The organism is Microbispora sp. NPDC046973 (assembly GCF_040644495.1).
In the GTDB taxonomy this organism is placed as follows: Bacteria; Actinomycetota; Actinomycetes; order Streptosporangiales; family Streptosporangiaceae; genus Microbispora.
In genome coordinates, this window is sequence record NZ_JBEYWQ010000009.1 from 15,110 (window position 1) to 30,760 (window position 15,651).

At 71.6% G+C, this 15,651-nt stretch carries 13 protein-coding genes; 4 read left to right on the forward strand and 9 right to left on the reverse strand.

Features of this window, described 5'->3' with window-relative positions:
* Entirely contained in the window at positions 1-696 is a 696-nt protein-coding gene (locus tag ABZ860_RS18555) for a response regulator transcription factor (RefSeq protein ID WP_357221517.1), read from the reverse strand.
* Positions 697-789: 93 nt separating this feature from the next.
* Here ABZ860_RS18555 and ABZ860_RS18560 point away from each other — a divergent pair, with 93 nt between their 5' ends.
* Complete coding sequence (locus ABZ860_RS18560) at positions 790-1,272, forward strand: hypothetical protein (protein WP_357221520.1); 483 nt, start codon at positions 790-792, stop codon at positions 1,270-1,272.
* 28 nt (positions 1,273-1,300) lie between these two features.
* Here ABZ860_RS18560 and dop read toward each other — a convergent pair whose 3' ends face one another.
* The 4 genes from dop to ABZ860_RS18580 form a co-directional block, all read right to left on the reverse strand.
* Positions 1,301-2,818 (reverse strand): depupylase/deamidase Dop, encoded by a 1,518-nt coding sequence (gene dop, locus ABZ860_RS18565; protein ID WP_357222038.1) that lies wholly within the window; start codon positions 2,816-2,818, stop codon positions 1,301-1,303.
* Between the two features lie 88 nt (positions 2,819-2,906).
* The gene (locus tag ABZ860_RS18570) at positions 2,907-4,112 is read right to left on the reverse strand and encodes an acyltransferase (protein WP_357221523.1); all 1,206 of its coding nucleotides are present in this window, start codon (positions 4,110-4,112) and stop codon (positions 2,907-2,909) included.
* Positions 4,113-4,387: 275 nt separating this feature from the next.
* A complete protein-coding gene (gene arc, locus ABZ860_RS18575) occupies positions 4,388-6,151 on the reverse strand; it encodes a proteasome ATPase (RefSeq protein ID WP_357221526.1) in 1,764 nt (587 codons plus the stop codon).
* A 205-nt stretch (positions 6,152-6,356) separates the two neighbouring features.
* On the reverse strand, positions 6,357-7,220 hold the full coding sequence (locus tag ABZ860_RS18580) for a tRNA (adenine-N1)-methyltransferase (RefSeq protein ID WP_357221529.1): 864 nt from the start codon (positions 7,218-7,220) through the stop codon (positions 6,357-6,359).
* Between the two features lie 267 nt (positions 7,221-7,487).
* Between ABZ860_RS18580 and ABZ860_RS18585 the strand changes: the two genes are divergently transcribed.
* Positions 7,488-8,600, forward strand: a complete 1,113-nt coding sequence (locus tag ABZ860_RS18585; protein ID WP_357221532.1) for a GNAT family N-acetyltransferase — start codon at positions 7,488-7,490, stop codon at positions 8,598-8,600.
* Positions 8,601-8,743: 143 nt separating this feature from the next.
* On the opposite strand, the gene ABZ860_RS18590 is transcribed toward ABZ860_RS18585, so the two are convergent.
* Positions 8,744-9,967 carry an aminotransferase class III-fold pyridoxal phosphate-dependent enzyme gene (locus tag ABZ860_RS18590; protein ID WP_357221535.1) on the reverse strand — a complete coding sequence of 408 codons (1,224 nt, stop codon included), beginning with the start codon at positions 9,965-9,967 and terminating at the stop codon, positions 8,744-8,746.
* 49 nt (positions 9,968-10,016) lie between these two features.
* A complete protein-coding gene (locus ABZ860_RS18595; protein ID WP_357221537.1) occupies positions 10,017-10,937 on the reverse strand; it encodes a sugar kinase in 921 nt (306 codons plus the stop codon).
* Between the two features lie 52 nt (positions 10,938-10,989).
* On the opposite strand from ABZ860_RS18595, the gene ABZ860_RS18600 reads away from it, so the two are divergent.
* Entirely contained in the window at positions 10,990-11,580 is a 591-nt protein-coding gene (locus ABZ860_RS18600; RefSeq protein ID WP_357221541.1) for a TetR/AcrR family transcriptional regulator, read from the forward strand.
* A 42-nt stretch (positions 11,581-11,622) separates the two neighbouring features.
* Here the strand turns inward: ABZ860_RS18600 and ABZ860_RS18605 are convergent, their stop codons facing one another.
* Positions 11,623-13,125: an FHA domain-containing protein gene (locus tag ABZ860_RS18605; RefSeq protein ID WP_357221544.1), complete on the reverse strand. Its 1,503-nt coding sequence runs from the start codon at positions 13,123-13,125 to the stop codon at positions 11,623-11,625.
* Positions 13,126-13,312: 187 nt separating this feature from the next.
* A complete protein-coding gene (locus tag ABZ860_RS18610; RefSeq protein WP_357221547.1) occupies positions 13,313-14,443 on the reverse strand; it encodes a site-2 protease family protein in 1,131 nt (376 codons plus the stop codon).
* 241 nt (positions 14,444-14,684) lie between these two features.
* Here ABZ860_RS18610 and ABZ860_RS18615 point away from each other — a divergent pair, with 241 nt between their 5' ends.
* A complete protein-coding gene (locus ABZ860_RS18615; RefSeq protein ID WP_357221549.1) occupies positions 14,685-15,599 on the forward strand; it encodes a HAMP domain-containing sensor histidine kinase in 915 nt (304 codons plus the stop codon).
* Positions 15,600-15,651 lie beyond the last annotated feature (52 nt).

The window sequence follows — 15,651 nt, forward strand, 5'->3', positions numbered from 1 at the left end:
TCACTCCCCGGGCGCGGCGGGCGGTGCGGTCAGGCGCACGCCCACCCCGCGGACCGTCTGGAGATGGCGCGGCCGCTGGGCGGTCTCGCCGAGTTTGCGGCGCAGCCAGGACAGATGGACGTCGACCGTCTTGTCGGTGCCCCCGTAGGGGATGCGCCAGACCTCGGTGAGCAGTTCCCGTTTGGTGACGACCTGCCCGGCCCGGGCCGCCAGATAGTGCAGCAGGTCGAACTCCCGCGGCGTCAGGTCCAGCGCCGCGCCGTCGAGCGTCGCCTCCCTGGTGCCCGGGTCGACGCGCAGGGTCCCCACCGTCAGGGAGGTGTCCGCACGCCCGGTGTCGACCCGGCGCAGCACGGCGCGGATGCGCGCGTCGAGTTGCGCGGCGCTGTAGGGCTTGACCACGTAGTCGTCGGCGCCGGCGTCGAGCAGGCGGACCATCTCGGCCTCGCCGTCCCTGGCGGTGGCGACGATGACCGGGACGCGGCTCACCGCGCGGACCATGCGCAGCAGGTCGGCGCCGTCCATGTCGGGCAGGCCGAGGTCGAGCACGATCAGGTCGGGGCGGTCCTCGACGACCGACCGCAGGCCGTCGAGGGCGGTGGAGGCGGAGGAGACGGCATGGCCGCGATCACGCAGGCTCCGGGTGAGGGAGGTGCGGATGGGGGCGTCGTCTTCGATGAGCAGCACGCTTGGCATTTGAGCGCTACGGTAGCCGTCCGGCGGATGCGGCATAAGTCCGTTATCCGGGCCTTAGCAATCCCTTAGCGTTCGGGGTGGGAGAGTGGCGGCGTGAACAGCCGCCTCGCACTCGCCGTCGCCGGGTGGCTTCTGGCCGCCGCCCTCGCCACCGGTACGGGCGTCGCCGTGCTCGGCCTGCTCGGCCGGCCGCTTACGGGCCCGGCGGAGCGGCCGATGACGGCCGAGGAGATCCGCCTCGCGCTCGCCCGGGACACCCCGGGCCCGCCCTCCCCGGCCTCCACCCCCGCCGTCGCGGCCCCGGCGGACCCGCCGGGCGGCGAGACACCGAAGGCCGCGCCCGCGACCGGACGCAGGCTCGTCTCCACGGGCGCGGGCAGCCTGATCGCCCGGTGCGACGGCGGGCTGGTCCGGCTCCAGTCGTGGACCCCGGCACAGGGCTACGAGGTCGACGACGTCGACCCGGGGCCGGACGACCGCGCCCGGGTGAAGTTCGAGTCGGACGAGGGCAGGCTCGAGGTGGAGGTGCGGTGCGCCGGCGGCGTGCCGGTCCCCCGGATCACCCGGCACGACTGACCGGGGCGCCGGCCCGCGCCGCTTCCCCTCAGCCCTCGCCGGTGAGGGCGGCGACGAGGTCGGCGGCCGTACGGCACCGGTCGAGCAGGTCGCCCACGTGCGCCTTGGTGCCGCGCAGCGGCTCCAGTGTCGGCACGCGCTGCAGCGACTCGCGGCCCGGGATGTCGAAGATGACCGAATCCCAGGAGGCGGCGGCGACCGACTCGCTGTACTGCCGCAGGCACCGGCCGCGGAAGTAGGCCCGGGTGTCGGTGGGCGGCATCTCGACCGCCCGGTCGATGTCCTCGTCGGTCACCAGGCGCTGCATGCGGCCCCTGGCGACCAGCCGGTTGTACAGGCCGCGGTCGGGACGGATGTCGGAGTACTGCAGGTCGACCAGTTGCAGCCGCGGATGCGACCACGGCAGCTTGTCGCGGGTGCGGTAGCCCTCCAGGATCTCCAGCTTGGCGACCCAGTCGAGCTCCCGGGACAGCTGCATCGGGTCCTCCGCGAGCCGGGTGAGCACCGACTCCCAGCGGTTGAGCACGTCCTTGGTGAGGTCGTCCACGCCCGAGCCGAAGCGGTCCTCGACGTACTTGCGGGCCTGCTCCAGGTATTCCATCTGCAACTGCACCGCGGTCATCTTCCGCCCGTTGCGCAGCGCGATCTCGTACTTGCAGGTCGGGTCGTGGGAGACCGCGCGCAGCGCCGCGACCGGCGACTCGGGGGTCAGGTCGATGGTGAGGAACCCCTCCTCGATCATCGCCAGGACCAGCGCCGTCGTACCCAGCTTCAAATATGTCGAAATTTCCGACATGTTGGCGTCGCCGATGATCACGTGCAGCCGCCGGTACTTCTCCGGGTCGGCGTGCGGCTCGTCGCGGGTGTTGATGATCGGCCGCTTGAGCGTGGTCTCCAGCCCGACCTCGACCTCGAAGAAGTCGGCCCGCTGGCTGATCTGGAAGCCCTCGCCGCGGGAGTCCTGGCCGATGCCGACCTTGCCCGCGCCGCAGACGACCTGCCGCGACACGAAGAACGGCGTGAGGTGCCTGACGATGTCGGCGAACGGCGTCGCGCGGCGCATGAGGTAGTTCTCGTGACAGCCGTACGACGCGCCCTTGGCGTCGGTGTTGTTCTTGTAGAGCTGGATGGGGGCGTTGCCGGGCATGGAGGACGCCCGGACGGCGGCGTCGTACATCACCCGCTCGCCCGCCTTGTCCCAGATCACCGCGGCCCGGGGATTGGTGCACTCGGGCGTGGAGTACTCCGGGTGGGCGTGGTCGACGTACAGGCGCGCGCCGTTGGTGAGGATCACGTTGGCGAGCCCGAGGTCCTCGTCGGTGAGCTGGCTCTGGTCGGCCACCTCACGGGCCAGGTCGAACCCTCGGGCATCGCGGAGCGGGTTCTCCTCCTCGAAGTCCCACCGGGCCCGGCGAGCCCGGGCGGCCGACGCCGCCAGGTACGCGTTGACGACCTGTGAGGAGGTCACCATCGCGTTCGCTCCCGGTTGACCGGGCACGGCGATGCCGTACTCGGTCTCGATGCCCATCACCCGCCGAACCGTCATTCGCACCCCGCCTGCTTCAGGCCGTCGATCAAATCCGTCGCCGTCATATCCGAGCCTAGCCCTTTCTCTATGCCCTGCTACCGAACAGTTACGGCACAGATGCCTCGGGACTTTGCGCCGGAATGGCCGCCGCAGTCCGGGAGGTACCCCCGCGACCCCGGGGACGGGACCTCCGGGAGCGGTCGAGCAGGGCCCCCAGCCTGGCACGAAGCCAGCGCTGACCGGGCTTGTCGACCATACGGTAGATCAGGTACGCGAGCCCGATCGAGACCGCCATCGTGATCGCGGCCAGCAGCCAGGGGTCGACCACCTCCCGGTACGCGGGGATCACGACGGCCGAGACCGTCTGGTGCAGGAGATAGAGCGGATACGTGAGGGCCCCGAGAGCGATCAGGCGACGCCAGCGCACCCATCGCAGCCAGCCGAGGGCGACCGCGGCCATCAGGAGGTAGATGACCGTGATCGCGACGACGACGGCCTCCGGGGGCGCCGGGTAATACTTGATGCCGACCAGGCTCACCCGCTCCCCCACGCGCTCCATGGCGGCGTACAGGGACATCCCGTAGCCCGCGGCCACGAGCAGCCACGGGACGAGGGCCCCCGAACGCGCCCCGAAGCGGTGGATCAGGAAGAAGGCCATGCCCGCGATGAAGTACGGCGCCTGCCGCGGCATGAAGACGAAGACCAGTGTCTCGTTCTGGGTGAACTCGGCCAGCAGCGCGAGGCCGGACCAGGCCGCCAGGAACACCAGGCAGCGCCGCAGCGTGATCCCCACGAGGGAGAACAGCGCCACGAGGACGTAGAACCGCAGCTCCACCCAGAGAGACCAGAAGACGCCGCCGGCGTGGCCCACGCCGAACGCCCCCTGGAACATGGTCAGGTTGAGCAGGTACTCGCCGTCGCTGAGCTTGGGGTCGAACCCGGCGACCCCGCTGAAGCGGTACATGATGAAGATCACGAGTACGGCGAACCAGTACGCGGGATACAGCCGCGACACCCGGGAGACGGCGAACTCGCCGACCGTGTGCCCCCAGACGCTCATCAGGATGACGAACCCGCTGATGAGGAAGAACAACTCGACGCCGAGGATGCCCAGCGTGGTCAGGCGGGCGACCGGCTCGAACAGCTTGGTCGGGTACTCGTCCCACAGCGACTTGCTCGCCGCCATGAAGTGGAAGGCCATGACGGCGAACGCGGCCACGAAGCGCAGGACGTCGAGCTCGACCAGGCGGCGGCTCCTGACGGCCGCGGCGGCGCCCCGCGCGGGGGCGGCGGCCGGCCCCGGGGCCGGCACGGCCGCGGCCGGTCCTGACGGTCGCACGGGGTGTCTCACAGGCTGTCCCACAGCGATTACCCACGCCGGCCAAGGAAGATCATGCCCTCTTTGACGTGATCGCTCCAGGGTTTGGTTCCCTCAGATCACCATCGTCACTAAAGGTCGCTTTTGTCCCGCCGCTGCCGCCCCGTCCGCGCGCCGGCGCAGGAAAGGGCCCGGAAAGCCGGAGGAGCGGCGCGATCCGCGATCGCGCCGCTCCTCGATGGCACCGGCCGGCCGGAGCCGGGGTGCTACTACAGGTACTGGCCGGTGTTGGCGACCGTGTCGATCGACCGCCCGGCCTCGGTGCCCTGCTTGCCCTGCACGAGGGTGCGGATGTAGACGATCCGCTCGCCCTTCTTGCCGGAGATGCGGGCCCAGTCGTCGGGGTTGGTGGTGTTGGGCAGGTCCTCGTTCTCGGAGAACTCGTCCACGCAGGCGGCCATCAGGTGCGCGATCCGCAGGCCCTTCTGCCCGGTCTCGAGGAACTCCTTGATGGCCATCTTCTTGCCCCGGTCCACGATGTTCTGGATCATGGCGCCGGAGTTGAAGTCCTTGAAGTAGAGGACTTCCTTGTCGCCGTTGGCGTAGGTCACCTCGAGGAAGCGGTTCTCCTCGCTCTCGGCGTACATCCGCTCGACGACCCGCTGGATCATCGCGGCGATCGTGCCCTCGCGGCTGCTGCCGTGCTCGGCCAGGTCGTCCGGGTGCAGCGGCAGGTCGCTGACGAGGTACTTCGAGAAGATGTCCTTCGCCGCCTCGGCGTCGGGCCGCTCGATCTTGATCTTGACGTCCAGGCGGCCAGGCCGCAGGATCGCCGGGTCGATCATGTCCTCGCGGTTGGAGGCGCCGATGACGATGACGTTCTCCAGGCCCTCGACACCGTCGATCTCCGAAAGGAGCTGGGGGACGATGGTGTTCTCGACGTCGGAGGACACACCGGAGCCGCGGGTGCGGAAGATCGAGTCCATCTCGTCGAAGAACACGATCACCGGGGTGCCCTCGGACGCCTTCTCACGCGCCCGCTGGAAGACCAGGCGGATGTGCCGCTCGGTCTCGCCGACGTACTTGTTGAGAAGCTCGGGGCCCTTGATGTTGAGGAAGAAGCTCTTGCCGGACTGGCCGGTCTTCTCCGCGACCTGCTTGGCCAGGGAGTTGGCCACCGCCTTGGCGATGAGCGTCTTGCCGCAGCCGGGCGGGCCGTACAGCAGCACGCCCTTCGGCGGCCGGAGCTTGTGCTCGCGGAACAGATCGGCGTGCAGGTAGGGCAGCTCGATGGCGTCCCTGATCTGCTCGATCTGCCGGCCGAGGCCGCCGATCTCCTCGTAGGAGATGTCGGGGACCTCCTCGAGGACGAGCTCCTCCACCTCGGACTTGGGGATGCGCTCGTAGACGTAGTTGGAACGGGGTTCGAGCAGGAGGGAGTCGCCGGCCCGCAGCGGCTGGTCGAGCAACGAGTGGGCGAGCTTGACGACCCGCTCCTCGTCGGCGTGCGAGATGACGAGCGCGCGGTCGCCGCTCTCCAGCAACTCCTTGAGCATCACGATCTCGCCGACGTCCTCGTAGCCGAGGGCCTCGACGACGTTGAGCGCCTCGTTCAGCATGACCTCCTGGCCACGCTTGAGCGAGTCGACGTCGACCGCCGGACTGACGTTCACACGGAGCTTGCGCCCGCCCGTGAACACCTCGATCGTGCCGTCATCCCTGGCCTCGAGGAAAACGCCGAATCCGGACGGCGGCTGTGCCAGCCGGTCGACCTCCTCCTTGAGGGCGACGATCTGGTCCCTGGCCTCCTTGAGGGTGGCGACCAAACGCTCGTTCTGGCTTGTGAGGGCGGCCACCTGTGCCTGCGCCTCGTGGAGACGCTCCTCGATGACCCTGGCCTGCCGGGGAGACTCGGCCAGCTTCCGGCGCAACGCGGTGATCTCCTCTTGCAGGAAGGAGACCTGTGTTGTGAGATCCGCGACCTCCCGTTCGCGCTGCGCGGCTCGAGCCTCAGCGTCGTCGCGAGCTGCCACGCCCCGTCACCTCCTTCCCCGTCGAGAACGACTACTCAAGACCCTACCTATCTTGGCGCTGTACGTAACCTGGCCGGGCAGTGTTCGTGTAGTTACGTTGGGTGTTCGGCGTTTGATACCTTATGGACCGATTGTTCGGTTCACCATTAGGAACACACCCATATGTTCCCGTGTCACGTGGTTTTGCCGGGTTGTGGCTGAATCGTCACCCTTGCTCGATCCCCTCTCCGTACGCCCCCTTGGCGGGACGCCTGCGCCGCGGCGGGGGCGTGACGCCGTCCGCCATACGACGGGCCGTGACGAGAAATCCCGTGTGGCCGACCATCCGGTGGTCGGGCCGTACGGCGAGACCTTCGACATGCCAGTCGCGAACCAGGGTCTCCCACGCGTGAGGCTCGGTGAAACTCCCGTGCTCGCGCAGGGTTTCCACCGTTCTGGACATCTGGGTCGTTGTCGCAACATAGCAGCAAATAACTCCCCCGGGAGTAAGGGACTTCGCCGCCGCGTCAACGCACTCCCAAGGAGCGAGCATGTCGAGGATGACGCGGTCCACGTCCGCCTCGTCCAGCGCGTCGACGAAGTCACCGACCACCAGGCGCCACTGCCCCATAGGGCCGCCGAAGAACTTCTCCACGTTCTTGGTGGCCACCTCGGCGAAGTCCGCGCGCCGCTCGTAGGAGGTGACCTTCCCCTCCGTCCCGACCGCGCGCAGCAGGAAGCAGGTGAGCGCGCCGGACCCCACGCCGGCCTCGACCACCCGGGCGCCGGGGAAGATGTCGGCCATGGCGACGATCTGGGCCGCGTCCTTCGGGTAGACCACCGCGGCGCCGCGGGGCATCGACACGGTGTAGTCGGCGAGCAGGTGCCGGAACGCCAGGTAGGCCGTGCCGCCGGAGGACCGCACCACCGACCCCTCGGGCTGGCCGATCAGGTCGTCGTGCGGGATCGACCCCTTGTGCGTGTGGAAGACGCCGCCCTCTTTCAGCGTCACCGTGTGCCGCTTGTTCTTGGGGTCGGTGAGCTGGACCTGATCTCCGGCCTGAAACGGGCCGTGCCTGCGAAAACCCATGCGGAAAAGGCTAGTGCCGCGACCGACGAGATTTGCCCGGACGGAGCGGTGTCCGGAGTGGTGCATCGCAAGGCGGAGGAGGAGCCGATGACAGCGTCATCGGCGACGACGACAACGCGGCGAGGTGCCGCTCCGGGCGACGCGACGGGGCAAAGATCGGCGGGAGGGGCACGGGTGCCGCGACCGACGAGATTTGCCCGGGGCGGGAGCGGGGCCGGCCGGGAAAAGACCTGGCCGGTGCGGTGTCACTGCTGGTAACAATGGGACATGTTGCCCCAAGAGGCGATCCCCGCCGGGCCGGCCGTTCTGCGCCTGCCGGTGGAGGGGGACGCCGACCAGATCGCCCGAGCCTGTGCCGACCCCGAGATCGCGAGGTTCATCCCCTTCCTCCCCTCGCCGTACTCGCGGGACGACGCGCTGGCGTGGATCACCAAGACCGTGCCCGAGATGTGGGAGAACGGCGGCGCCGACTTCGTCGTCGCCGAACCGGTCACGGACGAGATCCTCGGGACCGCGGGGCTCAAGCCGCCGGACCGGTTCGGCGCGACGGAGGTGGGCTACTGGCTGGCGCCGTGGGCCCGGGGGCGCGGCGTCGTCACGGCCGCCGTGCGGGCGCTCGCCGAGCGGGCCTTCGCCCGGGGCGTCCCCCGGATCGGGCTGCTCGCCGACGTGGAGAACGTCACGAGCCAGCAGGTCGCCCTGCGGTGCGGCTTCGCCTCCGAGGGCGTGCTGCGCGGGGCCGGCACTCCCCGGGGCGGCACCCCGGCCGACATCGCCGTGTTCGGGCGGCTGAGCACCGACCCGGGCGACCCGATCACGCCCTTCCTGCCGTTCTTCCCCGGGGGGTTCCCGGGCGGCTCTCTCACCGACGGCGTCGTCCGGCTCACGCCGCTGACCGCCTCCGACGCCGACGACTACTTCGCGCTGGCGTCCGTCCCCGACGTGATGGACTCGCACGTCCCGCCCGGACAGCCGGAGTACGCGGACGCCGAGGTCGTCTGCCGCTACGCCGGGCACCGGTGGCTGACCGGCCAGCGGGCGGATATCGCGATCAGGGACGCGGCTACCGGGGACTTCGCCGGGGACATCCAGCTCACCGGCGTCGTCCCGCCGCTCGGCCAGGCGATGCTCGGCTACAGCCTCCGTCCGGGCTTCCGCGGCAGGGGCATGGTGACGCGGGCGGTGAACCTGCTGGTCGAGTGGGCGTTCGCGAACACGCCGCTGAGGCGGATCGTCGCCGGGACGGCGCCGGGCAACACGGCCTCCCACCGCGTGCTCGAGCGGGCGGGATTCACCCGGGAGCACCTCGTCAAGGGGCTGCTGCCCGGGCCCGGAGGCACCCGCCTTGACGACGTCCAGTGGGCGAGGACACGCCCCTGAGCGCGCCTCCCGGACCCTGCGGGAGATCGCGGAACGGACCTCCCGCGCTCGGGCGCCGCCCGGAACCCGGCGCCCGAGCGCGGGCCGTCCGCGGCGCGGCACGCCCGCCGGGCGTCCCGGCCACGCCGGTGCAGGCCGCTTCCTCAGTCGGCTCCGTACGCGGCCCTCAGCTTGGCGAAGGCGGCGTCGGTGCCCTGGAGGGCCCGGTCGATCTCCTCGTCGGTGTGCGCGGCCGACAGGAACCAGTTGTGCCAGGGGTGGAGGTAGACCCCCTCCTCCAGGCAGGCTCCGGCCCAGGCGATGCCCTTCTCCAGGGTCTCGTCGCCCTCGAAGGACAGCCACGGCACCTGCACCGGGCCGGTCTGGCGGACCACGAAGCCGTGCGCCGCCGCCTGGGCGGCGAGGCCCTCGCGCAGGCGGGTCCCGGCCCTGTGCATGAGCGCGACGCCGTCGGTCTCGCGCAGGATCTCGATCGTCGCCTTGGCGGCGGCCATGGCCGTGGCCGAGAACCAGAAGGAGCCGGTCGAGTACAGCGTCTGGGCCGCCCCGCGCAGCGCGTCGGTCCCGGTGAGCGCCGCGATGGGGAAGCCGTTGGCCATCGCCTTGCTCCAGGCCGTCAGGTCGGGGCGCACACCGAGCGGCTCCCACGAGCCGCGCAAATCGAGCCGCCACCCGGCGCGTACGTCGTCGATGACCAGCGCAGCGCCGATCCGGTCGGCGAGCGCGCGCACGCCGCGGGCGAACTCGGCGTCGGCGTGCTCCTGGTCCTCGAACGAGTCGTGCTTGAACGGGGTGACCAGGATTGCGGCGACGTCGCCGTCCGCCTGGGCCGCGGCGGCCTCGGCGCTGGCGAGGTCGTTGTAGGTGAACTCGATGGTGTCGGCCCGCTGGTTGGGGGTGACGCCGGACAGGCCGGGCGTGCACCACGGGTCGGCGCCGTGGTAGGAGCCGTGGGCGACCAGCGCCTTGGTCCTGCCCGTCGCCGCCCTGGCCACCATCAGGGCCTGGGTGGTGGCGTCGGTGCCGTTCTTGGAGAACATGGCCCAGTCGGCGGAGGGGATGAGGTCCACCAGCAACTCGGCGAGCTCCACCATGACCGGGCCGGGGCCGTTCAGGCAGTCGCCCTCCGCCTGCTGCGCCGCGGCGGCGGCCTCCACCCGCGGGTTGCGGTGGCCGACGATCATCGGCCCCCAGCTGCACATCAGGTCGACGTACTCACGGCCGTCGGCGTCCCACTGCCGGGCCCCCTCGGCGCGGACGAAGAACTGGGGGTAGCGGTCCCCGTGCAGGGCCGCGTTGAGGTGGCCGTACATGCCACCGGGGATGACCTTCGCGGCACGGGCCCGCAGGGAGGCGTCGAGGGACATGGGCGGCACTCCTGAGATCGGAGGAATCGGGGAGGTGGGGAGCCGGGGATCAGGCGTCCGGGCCCGGGTCTTCGACCACGGAGCCGTCCAGGCCGGCGTCGGAGCCGAGCCCGCCCGCGACCCGCGCGGCGACGGCCGTGCCGAGGCGGGCGGCGCCGAGGACGTCCCGGCCGCGCAGCAGTCCCGCGGCGAATCCGGCGCAGTACGCGTCGCCGCAGCCCGTGGTGTCGACCACCGGCACGTCCAGGGCGGGCACGCGGGTGACCCCGGCGGCGGTGGCCACGAGGCTGCCTGCGGCCCCCAGGGTGACGATCACACCCTTCGGGCCCTCCGCGAGCAGCGCGGCCGCGGCCTCCTCCGGCGTCGCCGCCCCGCTGAGCATGAGCGCCTGCTCCTCGTTGGGCAGGAGGTAGTCGACGTGGGGCAGGAACGCGCGGACGCCGGGCATGAGATCGGGCATGTTGGACAGCAGGTCCAGCGTGACGGTCGTGCCGCCCTCGCGGGCCTTGTCGAGCAGCGCGAAGAAGGCGGGGTCGTGCAGGCCCCACGTGACGTCCATGCCGCCGAGATGCAGCACCTTCGCGTCGGCGAGACGGTCCGCGTCGAGGTCGGCGGTCGCCAGGCCCAGGTTGGCCCCGGGCACATGGAAGGAGGGCCGTCCGCCGTCGGGACGGATGGGCAGGATCGAGGCCGCCGTCTGCTCCCCCGCCCTGCGCACCACGCCGCTCACGTCCACACCGTGCCGCGCCATGATCATCAGGAGGAAGTCGCCGAGCTCGTCGTCGCCGACGGCGCCGATCGAGGCGACCGGCACGCCGATCTTCGCCAGGGCCACGGCCGTGCCCGCGGCCGCACCGGCCGCGGTGATGCGGATCTGCTCCAGCAGGTGGGTGTCCTGACCGGCCGGGATGGACTCGACCGGGCGGGCCAGGACGTCGACGATATGCACGCCGACCGTCACTACCGTCATGAGCGGATAATAGACGGGCGCCCGACTAAAATGTCAACCGAGGTGATGGACCATGCCGAAGATCGTCAACCACGAGGAGCGCAGGGGCGAGGTCGTCGCGGCGGCCCGCCGGATCATCCTGCGCGAGGGCATCGAGGCCGCGACGACGCGGGCCATCGCCAAGGAGGCCGGCTACTCCAACGGGGTGCTCACGCACTACTTCGCCGACAAGGACGAGATCCTGCTGTCGGCACTGGAGGCGTCCCATCGCCGGATCGCCGACCGGCTGCGGGAGAAGCTGTCGGGCCGCACCGGCCTGGCGGCGCTGCGCGAGCTGCTGCTCGACAACGTGCCCCTCGACGACGAGCGGGCCGGGGAGACCGGGCTGGAGGTGGGGTTCTGGGGGCGCAGCCTGACCAGCCCCGCGCTGCTGGAGGTCCAGCGGAGGGAGGCCGCCGAGCTCCGCTATCTTGTGACGAGCCTGCTCAGGGCCGCCGCCGAGGCCGGTGAGATCCGCACGGACGAGGACCTGGAGGACGTCGCGGAACGGCTGCTGGCGCTCGTGGACGGGCTGAGCGTGCACCGGCTGCTGTATCCCGCGCACGTCACCGGCGAGCGGCTGCAACGGCTGATCCTGAGCGAGATCGACCGGCTGCGCCCCTGATCCGGCCGCCGGGAGCCGGTGGCTCCGGCGGCCTCGGGATCGTCAGGCGTTGCGGTGGGCCTCGTAGCGCATCGTGCGCGAGACGCCGACACGCACGGTCGTGCCGGGCAGGATCGGCACCGGCTCGTTCGGCGGGATGTCGTAGAAGTTGGGGTCGCCGGGCGGCTGAATCTGGGTGCCGTTCACCGAGCCCAGGTCGAGCAGGTTGACGTCCCAGTTGTCCAGGAAGACCCGCAGATGACGGCGCGACACCGAGCCGTCGGGGCTGGTGACCCTGGCCGGCCTGGCCTCGCCCGACTGCACCTCGGGCGCGCGCTCGGGGTCGCGGCCCAGCAGGTAGTCGGCCTCCAGCGGCAGCGCCATGCCGTCGTCGAGCAGCAGCACGCCGAGCAGCGGCCGCGGACCCTTGTACGGCACCACCGCCCGCTGGTCGATGGGGACGCCGCAGACCGCGCAGTAGGGCGCGCGCGGGTCGTTGAAGTGGTCGTTCTTGCAGTCGACGCCGTAGACCATCGGCCGCTGCTCCGGCTCGGGCGTCGCGTCCATCTGGGTCGCCTCGCCCGGCTCCTCGTCCGCGGGCGCGTGCGGCACCGGCTCGAACGGTCCGCTCGGCGGGCCGTCCGGCCCGCCCAGGTCGTGCGGCAGCCCACCCAGGTCGTGGGGACCCGAATCGTGCTGCGGGGCGCCCCGCTCCTCGGCGGGCTCGGGCAGCGGGGGCAGCGGCAGCGGTCCCGAGTGGTGCGCCGGACCGGGGTCGGAGAGGGAGGGCGGCAGCGGGGGCAGCGGCTGGGAGACGTGGGACGGCGGCTGGACGGGCGGCGGCGCGAGCGGCTGGGACGATCCCGGGGACGGCGCCGCGTGCTCCCCCGACGGCCCGCCGCCGGGGATCGGGCCGGCCGGGAACGGCGACACGGGTGGCGGCGGCACGGGCGACGGGGGCACCACGGGCCCGCGCGGGGCGATCGGCTCCGGAGCGCCGATGGGCGGGGGCTGCACGCCCTGCTGCTGCGGCTGCGGCGGGCGCGGGGGCAGCGGCGGGAAGGCGAGGTCGCCGTGACGGGTGAAGTCGCACTCCAGCCCGGCCCCGGTGACCACACCGCCGTCCAGCCTGGCGTACGGGCTCGACGGGCCCGCTCCGGGCAGCCGCAGCTCGACCCGGGACACCGGGCCGTTGACGAGACGATCGGTCCAGGTCAGCGCGTCGTGCCCGGCGAGGCGGACCTCGCCGTCGGGACCGCCCGACACGGTCGCGTACGCGGCCCCGCTGACCAGGACGGCCACGCCTCCTCCTGCCGGTCCTGCGACGGCGCAGGCGACCGGCTCGCCGCCGATCGACCTGTCCATGGCGCGCGCGAGGACCTGGGCCACCCGCCGGGCCAGCGCCCGGCCGTCCCCGCCCGTCGTGGCGGTCTCGCTCACCGCGTTCAGCAGGTCCTCGACCGGCTGGTCGCCGCCGGTGGCGCACACGAGCAGCAAACCGTTCAGATGGGCGACCACGCCCTCCCCCGGCAGCGGGCGGACCACCCCCACGCCCTGTTCCGTCACAGAAGTTCTCCCTCCGGAAACGCCACCGGATGACCGGCACCATCGCCGGCACGCCATGTGCCGGATCGATCACCCCAGAAAGTAGCAAAAAAGAGTGATGAACCGGCTTGCCGGAGTCCGCGGCGGGCGGCCGGACAGCGCCCGGCCCCGGTCTCGAGCAGCACTCTAATCCCCGGCGACGCCGCGCTCACACGCCGCTGAACATGCGGTTGACGTCGGCCGTGGCGAGCACGCCGTAGATCTCGCCGCCGCGCTCGACGAGCAGGTACTCCGGCGCGGGGGTCTCCCGCATGGCGTCCAGCAGGGTCTCCCCCTCCAGGTCGGCGCCGAGCACGAGCGAGGGCTCCAGGGCGCGGGACAGCGCGCCGACGTTCACCCACGGCCTGCGCTGCTCGGGGGTTGCGTTGACCGCCGCCTCGTTGACGATGCCGACCGGACGCCCGTCGTGGTCGACCACCACCATGGCCCCCGCCCCGGCCTCCCGCGCCCGGCGCAGGCTCTCCGACAGCGGCACCTCGGCGGTGACCGGAATCGCCCGGCGGGCCAGCGCCCGGGCCCGCAACTGCGGCAGCCGGGCCCGTACGCGGGCCACCCGCAGCGACTGGGAGGCCCCGAGCCAGATGAACGACGCCAGCACCACCGTCCAGAGCATGCTCCCGATGCCGGGCTCCTGCCCGGCCATCAGGTTCATGAGGAGCGGCACCACGACCACCGCGACCGCGACGCCGCGGCCGACCCAGGCGGCGGCCATCGTGCCCGTGCCCGCGTCACGCCTGACCTTCCACACCGCGGCCCGCAGCATCCGGCCGCCGTCGAGCGGCAGGCCGGGCAGCAGGTTGAACAGCCCGACGATCAGGTTGGACACCCACAACTGCCACACGAGCACCTGTGCCAGGCCGCCCGGCGGCACGACGAACGCCTCCGCGAGTGCCCCGATGCCGGCCAGCCCCAGCGACAGCAGCGGCCCGGCGAAGGCCACGTTGAACTCCCTGCCCGCCGTCTCCGGCTCGCGCTCGATCTCCGAGACGCCGCCGAGCATGTAGAGGGTGATCCGGCGCACCGGCAGGCCGTAGTGCTTGGCCACCACGCAGTGCGCCAGTTCGTGCAGCAGGACCGAGACGTAGAGCAGGACGGCGAAGGCCAGCGCGACGGCGTACGCCGCGGCCTCGCTGTAGCCCGGCAGCATGTCGGCGAACTGGGGCTGGAAACTGATCGTGATGAACGCCGCCACGATGAGCCAGCTGGGCGAGACGTAGACCGGGATGCCGAACGGCCGTCCCATCCGCAGTCCGGTGGACTCCTTGACAGGTGTGCTCATGTGGCCGCCTTCCCCTCCCACGCCCCTCGATGCTACGCGCCGGGCCGTGAGGTCAGCCTAAGAGCTCGCCCGCCCCTCGCGCACCGTGTGATCGTCCCGGCGCGCGGGCCGGGACGGCGACCGATGTGGATTCCCCCGTGCCCGGGTAAAGATTCGCACATACTTTCGCGCCGTATGGGTCACCCCCGCTCTCCTGGGTAATCGGGCGCACGTGGGCCTGCGCGCGCGTCTGTCCGACAGCATGACCAGCGCCCTGACGACGGCGCTGCTCATGCGCATAGGGTGGCTGGCGCGTCGGCTCGCCCGGCCCGAGCCCGCCCTCGTCGAGCGGTTCCGCCGGCAACTCGACGAGATCAACAGCGGTGGCGGCAGCGGGCGGATCCAGAAGCCGGAGCACCGCACGGGACTGGCCCCACTGGCCGAGAGCATCAACGCCACCCTCGACCACGCCGCTCGATGCTCCCGGTTCGCCTCCGACGTCTCGCACGAGCTCCGCGGCCCCCTCACCGCCCTCCGGGTGAGACTCGAGGAGGCGCAGCTTCACATTCCCGAGACCGAGCTGGATGAACTGCTCCGCGAGGGCTTGCGGGACGTCGACCGCCTGGAATCCGTCATCGACGACCTCCTCACGTTGTGCCGCCTGCGGGCGGGGAACGCGGCCACCCGGCCACGCCCGGTCGACGTCTCCGAGGTGGTGAAGGAGAACGTCTCCCGGCAGAGCGGACCCGTCCCGGTCCTGCTCCGGCTCCAGCCCGGGGTGTACGTCAACGGCGTGCCGACACAGCTCGGCCGGATCCTGCTCAACCTGCTGAGCAACGCGCAGCGGTACGCCAGGCGGTCGATCGTCGTCACCGTGCGGCGTGATCGTGACATCGCCGAGATGGCCGTCGACGACGACGGGGACGGGGTACCGCCCGCCGATCGGGAGCGGTTCTTCGAGCGGTTCGTCAGGTCGGAGAAGTCGCTCCGAGCCGATCCTCACGGCGCCGGGCTCGGTCTGGCGATCTGCCGGGAGATGGCCTCGGCGCACGGCGGCACCATACACATCGAGGACTCCCCCGCCGGCGGCGCGCGCTTGGTGGTCCGGCTGCCCGCCATCGATCCGGTGATGCGCCCTGTGCCGGTACTCGCCACCCCGGAGTCCGGCTCGGCCTGAGCCCGCCACGGCGCGCGTGGAGAGGTGCGGGAGCGTTCTGTCGGCCCGGTGT

Coding starts and splice junctions, on each gene's coding strand:
- ABZ860_RS18615 (WP_357221549.1), top strand. CDS start 14,685: ATGACCAGCGCCCTGACGACGGCGCTGCTCATGCGCATAGGGTGGCTG.
- ABZ860_RS18590 (WP_357221535.1), bottom strand. CDS start 9,967: ATGTCCCTCGACGCCTCCCTGCGGGCCCGTGCCGCGAAGGTCATCCCC.
- dop (WP_357222038.1), bottom strand. CDS start 2,818: ATGACGGTTCGGCGGGTGATGGGCATCGAGACCGAGTACGGCATCGCC.
- ABZ860_RS18610 (WP_357221547.1), bottom strand. CDS start 14,443: ATGAGCACACCTGTCAAGGAGTCCACCGGACTGCGGATGGGACGGCCG.
- ABZ860_RS18555 (WP_357221517.1), bottom strand. CDS start 696: ATGCCAAGCGTGCTGCTCATCGAAGACGACGCCCCCATCCGCACCTCC.
- ABZ860_RS18600 (WP_357221541.1), top strand. CDS start 10,990: ATGCCGAAGATCGTCAACCACGAGGAGCGCAGGGGCGAGGTCGTCGCG.
- ABZ860_RS18595 (WP_357221537.1), bottom strand. CDS start 10,937: ATGACGGTAGTGACGGTCGGCGTGCATATCGTCGACGTCCTGGCCCGC.
- ABZ860_RS18580 (WP_357221529.1), bottom strand. CDS start 7,220: ATGGGTTTTCGCAGGCACGGCCCGTTTCAGGCCGGAGATCAGGTCCAG.
- ABZ860_RS18585 (WP_357221532.1), top strand. CDS start 7,488: ATGTTGCCCCAAGAGGCGATCCCCGCCGGGCCGGCCGTTCTGCGCCTG.